The 12,873-nt window shown below is 72.5% G+C and carries 11 protein-coding genes; 6 read left to right on the top strand and 5 right to left on the bottom strand.

Annotated elements, in window-relative coordinates:
* Positions 1–3 precede the first annotated feature (3 nt).
* A complete protein-coding gene (locus tag Pme01_RS16200) occupies positions 4–996 on the bottom strand; it encodes a glycosyltransferase (protein ID WP_168114303.1) in 993 nt (330 codons plus the stop codon).
* A 199-nt stretch (positions 997–1,195) separates the two neighbouring features.
* On the opposite strand from Pme01_RS16200, the gene Pme01_RS16195 reads away from it, so the two are divergent.
* Positions 1,196–2,713 carry a hypothetical protein gene (locus Pme01_RS16195; protein WP_168114304.1) on the top strand — a complete coding sequence of 506 codons (1,518 nt, stop codon included), beginning with the start codon at positions 1,196–1,198 and terminating at the stop codon, positions 2,711–2,713.
* On the opposite strand, the gene Pme01_RS16190 is transcribed toward Pme01_RS16195, so the two are convergent.
* Genes Pme01_RS16190 through Pme01_RS16175 form a run of 4 tightly spaced genes read right to left on the bottom strand, consistent with a single transcriptional unit; the run spans position 2,707 to position 6,722 of the window.
* Positions 2,707–3,468 carry a class I SAM-dependent methyltransferase gene (locus Pme01_RS16190; RefSeq protein ID WP_168114305.1) on the bottom strand — a complete coding sequence of 254 codons (762 nt, stop codon included), beginning with the start codon at positions 3,466–3,468 and terminating at the stop codon, positions 2,707–2,709. The two genes, Pme01_RS16195 and Pme01_RS16190, sit on opposite strands and share 7 nt — an antisense overlap.
* A complete protein-coding gene (locus Pme01_RS16185) occupies positions 3,465–4,502 on the bottom strand; it encodes a glycosyltransferase family 4 protein (RefSeq protein ID WP_203935666.1) in 1,038 nt (345 codons plus the stop codon). The genes Pme01_RS16190 and Pme01_RS16185 overlap by 4 nt, the downstream gene beginning before the upstream one ends.
* Positions 4,487–5,545 (bottom strand): glycosyltransferase family 9 protein, encoded by a 1,059-nt coding sequence (locus tag Pme01_RS16180; protein ID WP_168114306.1) that lies wholly within the window; start codon positions 5,543–5,545, stop codon positions 4,487–4,489. Before Pme01_RS16180 ends, Pme01_RS16185 begins: the two co-directional genes overlap by 16 nt.
* Complete coding sequence (locus Pme01_RS16175; protein WP_168114307.1) at positions 5,538–6,722, bottom strand: glycosyltransferase family 4 protein; 1,185 nt, start codon at positions 6,720–6,722, stop codon at positions 5,538–5,540. The genes Pme01_RS16180 and Pme01_RS16175 overlap by 8 nt, the downstream gene beginning before the upstream one ends.
* 220 nt (positions 6,723–6,942) lie before the next feature.
* On the opposite strand from Pme01_RS16175, the gene Pme01_RS16170 reads away from it, so the two are divergent.
* The 5 genes from Pme01_RS16170 to Pme01_RS16150 all read left to right on the top strand — a co-directional run bounded on the left by Pme01_RS16170 (position 6,943) and on the right by Pme01_RS16150 (position 12,838).
* Entirely contained in the window at positions 6,943–7,980 is a 1,038-nt protein-coding gene (locus Pme01_RS16170; protein ID WP_168114308.1) for an ABC transporter substrate-binding protein, read from the top strand.
* The gene (locus tag Pme01_RS16165) at positions 7,977–9,545 is read left to right on the top strand and encodes a sugar ABC transporter ATP-binding protein (RefSeq protein WP_203935665.1); all 1,569 of its coding nucleotides are present in this window, start codon (positions 7,977–7,979) and stop codon (positions 9,543–9,545) included. The genes Pme01_RS16170 and Pme01_RS16165 overlap by 4 nt, the downstream gene beginning before the upstream one ends.
* Positions 9,538–10,545: an ABC transporter permease gene (locus Pme01_RS16160; RefSeq protein ID WP_168114309.1), complete on the top strand. Its 1,008-nt coding sequence runs from the start codon at positions 9,538–9,540 to the stop codon at positions 10,543–10,545. Before Pme01_RS16165 ends, Pme01_RS16160 begins: the two co-directional genes overlap by 8 nt.
* A gap of 360 nt (positions 10,546–10,905) precedes the next feature.
* Positions 10,906–12,507 (top strand): rhamnogalacturonidase, encoded by a 1,602-nt coding sequence (locus Pme01_RS16155; protein ID WP_168114310.1) that lies wholly within the window; start codon positions 10,906–10,908, stop codon positions 12,505–12,507.
* Positions 12,508–12,577: 70 nt separating this feature from the next.
* Positions 12,578–12,838: a hypothetical protein gene (locus tag Pme01_RS16150; RefSeq protein ID WP_168114311.1), complete on the top strand. Its 261-nt coding sequence runs from the start codon at positions 12,578–12,580 to the stop codon at positions 12,836–12,838.
* Positions 12,839–12,873: the final 35 nt, after the last annotated feature.

Here is a 12,873-nt window from a genome sequence, read left to right as displayed (position 1 = left end):
CCGTCAGTGTCCGCGGCCCCGCGCCATCTCGATTGCCGCGAGGTCGGACAGGGTCGCGGCGTCGGAACCCCAGCAGGCGACGGCCTGGCGCAGGCGCGCCGCCGCGGCATCGAGCCGGCCCCGCGCGTACTCGTAACGGGCGGCGGCCCGCGCCTGTTCGTGCTCGGCCGCGCCGAGCGTGTCGAGGAACGCGCCCCACGCCGTGCGCATCGACGCTTCCGCCGGTACACCGTCGGAAGGCCAGTCGGAGCGCTCGATCGTCTTCATGTGGGTGAGGAAGCGGTACACGAAGAAGCCCATGCTCAGGGCGAGCGAGAGCGACCCGTCCTCGTCCGGTGAGTAGCGCCGGCCGAACTCGGCGACGGCGTCCGTGATGGCCTCGGCCGGCGTGGACCCCCGCGACGCGGCCCGGCGCTCGTCGGCCTCGACCGAGGTGTAGCGGTTGAACTTGGCGATCGCGTGCTCGTACGAGTCGAACTTCAGGTGCTTGAGCGCGACGTCGACGTCCGGGGGCAGGTCGACCGCGGCGGCGGTGAAGCACGGCGGCACGTGGATCGTGCTGGGCCAGGTGACATCGGCCTTGCGAAAGAAGCGTGGGTGGCGTTCGACGTCGAGACCCCAGCCGGTACCGCGGATCAACCGCGACCCGAGGTAGGTGGGGCAGGGCAGGAGGTACGCCGAGACGTCGGGTCCTGCCGCGGCAGCCAGCGCCCGCAACCGCTCCACGCCACCCGGGGACAGCCGCTCGTCCGCGTCGATGAGAAGTACCCACTCCTCGGCGGCGGCGTCGATGGCCGGCTGCCGGCCGGGCTCGCAGTACCCGGCGTCGGGCAGCCGCAGAATCCGGGCGCCCGCCGCGGCAGCGATCGCGACCGTCCCGTCGGTCGACTCCATGTCCGCGACCACGACGTCCTCGACGCCCTCGCAGGAGGCCAGGCAGGCCGCCACGTGCGCCGCCTCGTTGCGCACGTTCAGAACGGCCGAGATGCGCGGCATGGTCAGCGTCCCCCTCAGGGTCCCCCGAGGCCGACGGTACCTCCGGCAGGCGTGTGCGACTACGGTCGCGGCGCCGCGCTGTCGCGCCGGGCGGCCGTCGCGTTGCCGGGCCCGGTCACGGCGGGCACCATCGGCGGTGGGAGCCGGCTGAGAGGACCAGAGCGCCATGCCCCTACCCGGAGCAGCCCTGATCAGAGCGGTGCGGAGATCGGTCACGCCGATCCTGGGCGCGCTCGGCCGGGCTGTGCGGATGGTACGGACGCGGCGGGTGCGGGTCACGCCGTACCGGGTGGTGGCGAGCGCCCTGACCGCCGCCCTCACCGCGATCGCGCTGCGCCGGCCGTGGGACAGCGACTTCGGCGTCCACGCGGCCGGCATCGAACGGATCCGCGCCAACCTCCGCCGCCCGGGCAACCCGATCGTGGACGCGGCCACCCCGAGCCCGTACAACGACTACACTCCGTACACGGTGGGTCTCGGACTGCTGGCCCGGGTGACCGGGTGCAGCGGGCTGACGATCCTCACGTACGCGGCGCCGGCCTGCCTCGCCGTGCTGCTCGTCGGGGTGCGGCGGTTCACCGAGCTGTTCAGCGACGACCCGTGGGCGCCGGTGCTCGCGCTCGCGTTCCTGACGCTGCTGTGGGGCGCCGACGCACCGTGTTGGAGCGGTTTCCTCAACCTGCGGAGCCTGCCCCTGATCACCCCGTACCCGAGCACCCTCGCCACCGGCCTCATGCTGCTCTGCTGGACCTCGCTCCGCGCGGCCCTGGACAACCCCGCACCGGCCCGCTGGATCGCGGTCGGGGTGCTCGGCGGCGCGATTACGTTGATCCACCCGTTCACCGCGCTGTGCGCGGCACCGGGCGTACTCGCGCTGCTCGGGCGCGGATTGCGGCGTACCGACCGGCACGGCCCGGCTCTGGCGGCCGCGGCGGCCGTCGGCACGGTGCTGAGCTGGCCGTACTTCTCCGTCGCCACGCTGGCGTCGGCGGCGCGGACCCTGCACGACACCCAGCGGCCGCTGTACGACCGGATCGCCCGGCGGTACGGCTACGCCGCGATCGGGCTGCCGGCCCTGCTGATCCGCCTGCGCCGGGACCGGCGCGACCCGCTGGTGCTGCTCTTCGTCCTCAGCGCGGTACCGCTGGCGGTCGGCTGGCGGCGCGGGTACACGCCGCTGGCCCGGCTGTGGCCGGTCGCCCTGCTCGCGGCGCAGGTCGCGCTCGCGCTGGAACTCTCGCGCCTCGGGTTCGCCCGGGCCCGGCTCTGGTGGACGGCGACGCTCTGGCTGTGCGTACGCGGTGCCGTCCGGCAGTATCCGAACGTCGTCGTCGCCCTGCCGGGATCCGCGCCGCAGCCGGCGCCGATCCGCGACCTGGCCTGGGTCGCGCGGCACACCGCGCCGGGCGACACCGTGGTGGCCGACGTCCCGGAGGCCGACCTGACGCTGCTCGCGTACGGTCTTCGGCTGGTCGCCCCGCCGCGGCCGGACCCGTTCCTGGTCGACCAGGAACGGCGGTGGGCGGACCGCCGGGTGATGGCCGGCTGGGGAGGGCCGGTGCCGGCGAGGGCGCTGAGCGACCGGCTCGGCCTGCTGCGGCACTACCGGGTCCGCTGGGTGCTGGCCCTGCACGGCGGCTGGCGCTGGGCGGACCGGTACGCCGACACCGTGGTCGACGGCCCCGGTCGTGCGCGGCTGCTCAGGCTCTCCTACTGATTGATCGCTTCCACGTACACCGACTCGTCGTTGCGCAGCGGCCGGTCCAGGCGCGCGACCTGCGGCGACGCACCCTCCCGGTACGCCCGGAGGGTGATCGTGCCGTCGCCGAACCCGCCCGCCCGCAGCGCGTGGCGTAGCTCGTCCGCGTCGTAGATCCACCGGTGGCCGTACAGGTAGAAGATCTGGTTGACCATGTACGCCGGCCGGGCCGGCATGGGGGCCTCCGCGTCGATGACGCTGTCCATGCGGCGGCGGTGCTCGGCGAAGAACCCGCCGCCGCGCAGGTAGCACTCCGCGTACCGGCGGAGGTCCGGCGTGCTCAGCCGGAGCAGGCCGCCGGGGGAGAGGATCCGCCTGACCTCACCCAGCCACGCGATCGCCGCGGTCGGCTGCACATGCTCGATGAGGTGCTCCGCGTACACCCAGTCCACGCAGCCGGTCTCGAACGGCAGCGGTGCCGTCACGTCCAGCGCGGTGAAGTACCGGGCGTCGTCGACCCGGTACAGCGTGCCCGGTTCGGTGGAGACGCCGTCGGCGTGCAGGCGGACCAGGTCGGCCGCGAGCCCGGTCGGGTGCTCGGTGGTGAGCGTGCCGAACTCGACCCCGGTCACCGGCAGGTCGACCAGGTCCGCCCGGGTGAACACGGGCGTCGCCGCGGCGACCGGATCCAGCCGGGCCCGGCGGCCATGGTCGGCGTGGACCCGCGCCGCCGTCCGGCAGAAGCTGTCGGGGTCCTCCCAGTGCCAGCTCATGCCCCGGGGACCCGGCCGGCCGCTCCCGCCAGTACCCGTACCGTCTGCGTGACCATCCGCTCGGCGTCGAAGTCACGCAGGGCCCGCAGCCGCGCCCGCCGGCCCAGGTCGCGGCGCAGCTCGGGGTCGTCGAGCAGCCGGTCGAGGGCGGTGGCGAGCGCGTCGACGGAGTTCGGGGGTACCACCACCGCGTCCGGCCCGACCGCGTCCGGGACGTCACCCACGGCGGTGGCGACGCACGGCAGCCCGTGCGCCATCGCCTCCAGCAGCGCCAGCGGCAACCCCTCCCGCCGCGACGGCAGGCAGAACAGGTCGAGCCCGCGCAGCAGTGCCGGCACGTCGCGGCACTGCCCGAGGAGGGTGATGGGCAGGCCGCCGGCCTGCCGCTCCAGCCGTTCCCGCTGCGGCCCCTGGCCGGCGATCACCACCCGCAGCCGCGCGTCGTTCCGGCCCAGCGTGGACACCGCCTGGATGAACAGGTCGATGCCCTTCTCGTGGGAGAGCCGCCCGACCGCGCCGACGGCCAGGGGGTACCGGCCGTGCGGGCGCGCGACCCGTGCCGGCAGGTCGACGCCGTTGCGGATCCGGTGGACGGCTCTGGCCGGTACCCCCAGGTCGTCGTGCAGCCGTTGCGCGATCGCCGCCGAGGGCGCCACGACGGCGGCCAGGTTCGCGTACAGCCGGCGCAGCCCGGCCAGGCCGGTGCCGACATCGTGCAGGGTCGCCACGGTCGGCGCGCACGCCTGGGCCGCGCGCAGCGCCGCCCGGTTGCTGGCCGGGTTGACGAGGTTGACGTGCACCACGTCCGGCCGCACCCCGGCCAGGGCGTCCACGAGAGCCGGCGCCTCGTCGGCGTTGAGGCCCAGGGGCAGGAGCGTCGCCGTCGGGCCGAAGTACGGCGCGAGCGGCGCGGCGACCAGCAGCGTGGGGTCGACCCATTCCGGCGCGCGGTGCAGCAGGTGCCGGGCGTAGGCCTCCGCGCCGCCGAAGGCGTCGCTGTCGACCACCATCGCCAGCCTCAGCCGGCCGGCCAACGCATCCTCCCGGGCCGGCCGGGCGCGGTCGAACCGGACTCGGCCAGGCGGGTGACGGCCGAGACGACCCGGTACACCGGGATGTCGGCCATGCAGGCCGGCCCGGCGGCCGACAGCGGGCACCGGGCGTCCCACCAACACACCTGCTCGGTCACCCGGGTCGGGAGCCGGTGCCGGCACGCCGGCAGCCCCTGCAGGTCGGCGCCGCCGCCGACGCCGTACCTGACCGCCAGGGTGGGGCCGAACAGCCCGACGGTACGGGCCCCAGCGGCGGCGGCCAGCCGGACCGGTCCGGTGTCGCCCCCGACGACGATGCCGCCGCGCCGGGCGACGGCCCGGAAGCAGGCCGCGAGCTGCCGGAGGGTCATCCCGGGCAGGGCGACGACCGCGGCGTCGACAGGAGCGGCGTCCACCGGCGTCACGCTCAGGACCGGGTGACCGCGCCGCACCAGGGCCACGGCGAGCCGGCGCCAGCGCGGTCGCGGCCACAGCTTCACCGCCATTCCCGAGTCGGTGACGAACACGACCGGCGGCCGTGCCGCGGTCGGAGGTACCAGGTCGGCGATGGTCCGCTCGCCGTGGGCCAGCTCGTCCGGGCGTAGCCGTACCCACGGCGCCACGCTGAGATCCTCCGCGCTGACCAGGCCCTCGGCGTACAGGATCCGCAGGTACCGGTCGCCGATGCGCTCGTCCGGCGGCGGCCGGCGCCACAGGTCGGTGACGCAGCGGGCGCCGGAGGCGGCCAGCAGGTCGGGGATGCCGTCGTACCGGGCGGTCGTGATGGCGAGGTCGGGGCGTCGCACGGCGAGGGCCGCCACCACCGCTGCCCGCTCGCACCCGGTTCGGCCGCGTCGCGGCGTGAGGACCTCGGTGACCGCCGGGTCGCCCCGCACGAGATCGGCACCGGGGTCGTCGGTGAGCAACCGCAGCGCCGCGCCGGGGTTGCGGCGGGCCAGCGCGTGTACGGCGGGGAGCACCATCAGCAGGTCACCGATCCCGCCCAGCAGCTCGACCACGAGGATGTCGCGGTACCGGTCAGCCATGGTCGGCCCTCAACACACCGTCGTACACGCTCCTGTGGGCGGTGGCCACCCGCTGCCAGGTGTACCGGGCGGCCAGCCGGCGTCCACCGGCGGCGAGCCGCAGCCGCAGGTCCGGATCGGCGAGGAGCCGTTCGACGGTACGGGCGACCGCCGACGCGTCGCGACGTTCGGGGATCACCGCGACGGTGTCCCCGTCGCGCAGGCGCGGGTCGGGGTCGTCCGCGGCGGTCACGGCGGTGGGCACCCCGTGGGCGAGGGCGGCCAGCACGGCGCCGCTCCTGGTCGTCACGCCGGACGTGAACGGCAGGACTGCCGCGTCGGCGGCGTGCAGCGCCTCCGAGACCTCGGGGGCGGGCAGGTGGCCGGTGAACGTCACCACCTTGGTGACGTGGTGCTGGCGTACCAGACTGTCGAGGTCGCGCCGGTACGCTCGGGCCTGCGGCTCCGGCAGCGCCTGCGAGGTGAACCCGCCGACGACCAGCAGGTGCAGGTCGGGACAGGCCGCCCGCAGGGCGGGCAGCGCCTCGATCACGTAGCGCAGCCCCTTGACCGGGTGGACGAAGCCGAAGAATGCGAGCAGTCGCGCGTCCGGGGCCAGACCGAGGCGCCGGCGGACCGCCGGCCGGGCGTCCGGCGCGGCCGGGTGCTCCTCCACGTTGGACGCTATGGGCACCTCGGTCGTACGCCTGCCGGTGCGCACCCACACCTGCGCCGCGTGCTCCGGGTTGGAGACCAGGACGGTCGCGCTGGCGGGTACCAGCCGGCCGGTCCCGCGATCCCACAGCCGGACCCACTCCAGTGGCCGCCAGCACGACTCCGGTACCCATCTCGGCGCCGCCCACGGACCGTACTCGTGCACGGTCGTGATCAGCGGGATGCACCCCGGAAGCAGCACCGGCAACAGCCCCGGTACCGCGGAGAACCGGTATGCCGACGGCGCGTACTGCACGTGGACGAGGTCCGGGTGCAGGCGCCGTACCGTGTCGGCGGCCCGGCGCGTGGCCGGTAGCCACTGCCCCGACTCCTGCTCCGTCGGTCGTACCGGCACCGGCTCCACCTGTACGTCCACGTCGGCGAGGGCGGTGATGAGGTGCTGGACGTAGTCGCTGACCCCGTCGTGGTCAGGCCGGCCCGGACCGTGGACCATGGCCACCCGGACGCGGCCGCCAGCACGCATACCCCACCTCCCTCCGCACCGCAGCGCGTTCTTCCCACCGCTGCCAGCGATAAACCGCCGTCACGGGGCGGCGAGCCATCGACGACCGTCTTCCGGGGCGGGGCCTTGAGGCGTAGCGTGAAGCGTCCAGCGGCCGACCGGACGCCCTGCCGCGTCCCGGATCACGCCTGGCAGATCGTGTCGCCGGGCGTGGCCGCGCGGCTGACGTAGGGAGGTCGACATGGCCCGGACCCGAACTGTCTTCGCTGGTTCCCTGGTGGCGGTCGTCGCGCTGGTGGCGCTCGTGGTCGGGGTGGTCACCGGACGGGCGACCGGTACGACGAGCGCGTCGGGTGGCGGCCCGGGTGGTGCGGCGACGGGCAAGAAGGTCGACGTCATCATCAAGGCCAGCGATTCGTCGTTCTGGCAGGCGATGCTGGCCGGCGCGCAGCAGGCCGGCGCCGACTTCGGGGTCGAGGTGCACATGTTCGGCCCGACGTCGGAGACGAACATCGACGAGCAGGTGCAGTTGGTCGAGAACTCGATCTCCCGTGGCGTGCAGGGCATCGTCATCGCGTCGAACTCCTCCACCGCGCTGAACTCGGTCATCGGCCGGGCCCGTGGGGACCGCATCAAAGTGGTCACTGTGGACAGCCGGGTCACCGCCGAGTCGGAGGGGTTCATCGGTACCGACAACGTCAAGGCCGGCGCCCAGGCCGGCCGGCGGATGTGCGACCTGCTCAAGGCGAAGGGCCGGACCAGCGGTGCGGTGCTGGTCGAGTCCTCGGTGGCGGGCATCCAGTCGCTGGTCGACCGGGACCGCGGATTCCGGCAGGGGGTGGCCGAGGGATGTCCGGGCGTCGACGCCTCGCTCCAGCGCTTCAACAACAACGACATCAACACGGCGACGGCTCAGGTGAACGACGCGTTGACGGCCAACCGTGAACTGCTGGGCGTGTTCGCCGACAACAACACCTCCGGGGTCGGTGCGGCGCGGGCGATCAAGGACAACAACGCCATCGAGACCGTCCCGGTCGTGGCGTTCGACTCGGACCCGCAGGAGAACGCCGCCTTGGCCGAGGGCGCGATCGACGCGCTGGTGGTGCAGAACCCGTACTTCTTCGGCTATCAGGGCGTGGTCGCGGCGGCGATGGCGAGCGTCGGCCGGGTACCGCCCCGCGACATGGACCCGGGCGCCGTCGTGGCAGACAAGGCGAACATGAACCAGCCGGAGATCAAGTCCCTGCTCGAACCGCCGACCGCGAAGGCGGGGAAGTGAGCGCGGCGCCGTTGACGAGCTCGGCTCCCGTCCTGGACCTGAAGGGCGTGTCGAAGTCGTTCGGGCCGGTCCGGGCGCTCACCGACGTCTCGTTGCGGCTGCTGTCGGGGGAGGTGCACTGCCTGGCCGGCGAGAACGGCGCGGGCAAGTCGACCCTGATCAGGGTGCTGACCGGTGCGCTGCGCCGGGACGGCGGCGACTACGAGATCGCGGGGGAGCCGGTCGTCGCACCCACCCCGGCGTCGATGCGGGCGGCCGGGGTGCAGGCCGTGTACCAGGAGCTGAGCCTCCTGCCCCACCTGTCGGTGGCGGAGAACCTCTTCATGGGGCGGCTACCGGCCCGCCGGGGGCTGCTGGACCGGCGCGGGCTGCGGACCCGGGCCCGCGAGGCGCTCGACGGGGTGGGCCTGGCGGCGGTCGACCCGGACACCGTCGTGGAGCGGCTGCCCGCCGCCACCCGCCAGCTCGTGGAGATCGCCAAGGTGCTGACCGCCGAATCGGTCAAGGTGATCGTGTTCGACGAGCCGACGACGGCGCTGACCGAGGAGGAGTCGGCGCGGCTGCTCGACCACATCCGCCGGCTGCGCGACGGTGGGGTGGCCGTGCTGTACGTGACCCACCGCCTCGAGGAGATGTTCGAGATCGGGGACCGGGTGACGGTCCTGCGCGACGGTGGGCTGTCCGAGTCCGGGCCGATGAGCGACTACGACGAGGACCGGCTCATCACCGCGATGGTCGGCCGGGAGGTGACCTCGCTGTACCCGGAGTCGCCGTCGGCGCAGACGCAGGGTGACGCCGGCGTTCCGGTGCTGCGGGTACGCGGGCTGCGCCGCACCGCCGACGCGCCGAGCGTCGACCTGGACGTCCGGGCCGGCGAGATCGTCGGCCTCGGCGGCCTGCTCGGCTCGGGACGTAGCGAACTCCTGCTGTCCATCTTCGGCGCCGACCCGATCAGCACCGGCGAGATCCAGATCGACGGTCGCATGGTCAAGCCGTCCGGGCCGCGCAGCATGATGGAGGCCGGCGTCGGCCTGCTCACGGAGGACCGGAAGGAGCTCGGCCTGCTGCCCGAGCTGTCGATCCGGGAGAACGTGACGATCGCGAGTCTGCGTGCCGGTTCCCGTCGCGGGCTGCTGCCGGGCCGCGACCTGGCAGAGGAGGCCGACCGGCTGCTCGACAGCCTGCGGCTGCGCGCCGGCTCGTACGACCAGCCGGTGTCGACGCTGTCCGGCGGCAACCAGCAGAAGGTGCTGCTCGCCCGATGGCTGTTGACCAGACCGAAGGTGCTGCTCTTCGACGAGCCGACGAAGGGCATCGACGTCGGGGCGAAGGGCGAGCTGTACACCGTCATCGGTGACCTGGCCAGGCAGGGCCTGGGGATCGTGGTGGTGTCGTCGTACCTGCCGGAGCTGCTCGGGCTGGCCGACCGGGTGCTGGTCCTGCGGGACGGGGCGATCGCGGGGGAGCTCGGCAGCGGTGCGTCCGAAGAGGACGTTCTCCGCCTCGCGAGCAGTGCATCCACCGATCCGGCCGGTACCGACGAGGAGGGGGCCACCCATGCCTAAGCTGCTCTGGCGCGAGCCTGTCGGGACCGCTACCGGCCCTCGCGTCGTCACTCTCGGGGCCGTCGCCGGTCGCGAGAGCGGCGGCCTGGTCGTCCTGCTCGTCGCCGTCGGTATCCTCGCGCTGGTCAGCAACGAGTTCCTGACCGGTGGAAACCTGTCCAACCTGGCCCGGCAGGTGGCCATCTTCGGCATCATCGCGGTCGGGGAACTGCTGGTCATCCTCACCGCCGGCATCGACCTGTCGGTCGGGTCGGTCCTCGCACTGAGCGGCGCGGTCACCGCGCAACTGCTCGTGGCCGGCGTACCCGTACCGCTGGCGATCGGCGTCGGGATCGCGGTCGGGGTCGTCCTCGGGTTGGTCAACGGGATGCTGGTGACCCGGCTCAAGTTGCCGCCGTTCATCGCCACGCTCGGGATGCTCGGCATCGCGCGGGGGATCGTCCTGGTCATCACCGACGCGAAGACGGTGCAGGGGAGCGGACTGCCGCAGGGGTTCCAGACCATCGCGAACGGCACCGTCCTGGGGGTACCGAACCTGCTCATCATCGCGGCAGGGGTCACCGCGGCGGCGTGGTTCGTGCTCACCCGTACCGTGTTCGGCCGCTATGTCTACGCCGTCGGCTCCAACCCCGAGTCGGCCCGGCTGGCCGGCGTACCGGTGCGGACGGTGACCGTCTCCGTGTACGCGATCTCCGGGCTGCTCGCCGGGCTCGGCGGGGTGCTGCTCACCTCCCGGCTCGGTGCGGGCATCCCGACCGCCGGTACCGGCTTCGAGCTCAACGCCATCGCCGCCTGCGTCATCGGAGGCGCGAGCCTGTTCGGCGCCAAGGGCAGCGCGCTCGGCGCCGCCACCGGGGCACTGATCATGGGCGTACTCAACAACGGCGGGAACCTGCTCGCGATCAACGCCTTCTATCTCCAGATCGCGATCGGCGTACTGATCATCGTCGCGGTCGCGTTCGACCAGTGGAACACCCGGGCGGCCGCCAGGAGTGGCTGAACCGCGACAGCCGACTCCAGCCCGACGGCACGGCCGGCCCCCCCGTTCTGCCTGTCGGCCCAGATCCCCGACCGGCTCGACCTGGTCACCGAGGTACGCCGAGGCCAGCATCGGGCCGCCGGGAAGGCAGATCAGCGCGTCACCCTCGCCGGTCTGGTGGTAGGTGAGCCGCGTGCCGTCGGAGCCGTGGAAGGTCGCCATGCGGAGATCGTATGTACGGACGCCGGTGTCCGTTGGCCTGTCGTGCGTGCGATCCGTTCATGGTCACTGATCCTTCCGCCCGGCGAGAAAGTGCCGTGGACATTCATGAATATGGATGCAAGCTGATAGTCGACGGCAGGGGAGGCGAAGGGAGCCGCGATGAGTGAGTCGTTGAGTCGTCGTCGCGTTGTCACGCTGGGAGCGGCCGGAGTGGCCGGGGCCGCGTTGCCGCTCGCCGGGGGTGGTCCGGCCCTGGCGGCTGCGGTCGAGACGGAATTCGGCACACCGCCGGACGGGCTCGGGCGCGTCTTCGACGTGAGGCGCTTCGGGGCGAAGGGTGACGGGGTCACCATCGACACCGACGCCATCAACCGGGCCATCGAGGCTGCCGCCGCGCCCGGACCGGGAGGGAAGCCGGGCGGCACCGTCTACTTCCCGGCCGGCACGTACGCGAGTTACTCGATCCATCTCAAGAGCAACGTCGCGCTCTACCTCGCGCAGAACGCCACCGTCCTGGCCGCCGCCCCGGCCAACGGGAAGGGCTACGACCCGGCCGAACCGGGCGCGGGCAACCCGTACCAGGACTTCGGGCACAGCCACTGGCACAACAGCCTGATCTGGGGCGAGGGCCTGACGAACATCACCATCTACGGCCCGGGCACGATCGACGGGAAGGGGCTGGTCAGCGGCGGGAGCCAGGAGTCGGCACCGTTGCAGGGCAACAAGGCGATCGCGCTGAAGTGGTGCCGCAACGTCACCATCCGCGACGTCACGATGGTCAACGGCGGCCACTTCTGCATCCTGCCCACCGGAGTCGACAACTTCCGGATCGACAGCGTAGTGATAGACACCAACCGCGACGGGATCAACCTCGACTGCTGCAAGAACGTGCGGATCTCCAACACCACGGTCAACTCGCCCAACGACGACGCCATCGTGCTGAAGAGTTCGTACGCGCTCAACCAGGTCCGCGACACCGAGAACGTGACGATCGACAACTGCCTGGTGAGCGGCTACGACCTCGGCACCCTGGTCGACGGTACGTTCAAGACCGCACCGTATGGGCGCACCGGGCGGATCAAGTTCGGTACCGAGTCCAACGGCGGGTTCAAGAACATCGCCATCTCGAACGTGGTCTTCGAGTACTGCCGGGGGCTCGCGTTGGAGACCGTCGACGGCGGGGCGCTCGAGGACGTCACGATCAGCAATATCACCATGCGCAACGTGCAGATGCCGATCTTCCTGCGGCTGGGCGCCCGGATGCGTGGCCCGGCCGGGTTGCCCGTCGGTACCCTGCGCCGGGTCAGCATCAGCAACGTCATCGCCCACGACGCCGACCCCCGCTACCCGTCGACGATCGCGGGCATCCCCGACCACCAGGTCGAGGACATCCGGATCAGCAACGTCCGCCACCACATGGTCGGCGGCCTGTCGATGAACGACGCCCCGGCGAACCCGCCCGAGCGGGAGGACGCGTACCCCGAGCCCAGCATGTTCGGCACGCTGCCGGCCTTCGGATTCTTCATCCGGCACGCCAGGGGCATCACCCTGGACGACGTCGAGGTCAGGTTCGACAAGACGGACACCAGGCCGGCGTGCGCGCTCCGGGACGTGGCCGATGTCGATTTCCACCACAACCGGGCGGACAAGGTACCGGGCGTACCGACCTTCGTGCTCGACGACGTCGACGGTTTCATCGTCACCACCAGCCGCCCGATCGCGGACACCCGCCTCGATCACGTGGACCACAAGGAGCTCTGAGCGGATTCCGTGTCACTAGCCGTAGACCGGGCATGACCGGAAGGATGGGATGGACGGAAGGAGGCCGGCCATGGCTGACAACGAACTGGTCATCCGGTTCCACCCGGTCGGCGGTGACGACGTCTCCCTGCTGAGCACCGACTTCGCCCGGCCCGAAGACGCCCTGGAGGCGATCGCGCGGGCCGTGGACGAGCGCCGCAGCCTCGTCCTGTCCCATACCAAGGAGGGTCTCGGGGCGAGCGAGAGCGCCATGGTCCTCAACCTTGCCAACGTCGTGTCCGTACGGGTGACGACGATGGGCGAGGCGGATACGACGGGTCCGTATCTTTGACGTTCTCCCCGCCCTAAAGGGCGGGGATTCCCTCC

The organism is Planosporangium mesophilum, assembly GCF_016863255.1.
Classification (GTDB): Bacteria; Actinomycetota; Actinomycetes; order Mycobacteriales; family Micromonosporaceae; genus Planosporangium; species Planosporangium mesophilum.
The sequence above is the reverse complement of the archived record's forward strand: the minus strand, read 5'-3'. Positions and strand labels throughout refer to the sequence as shown.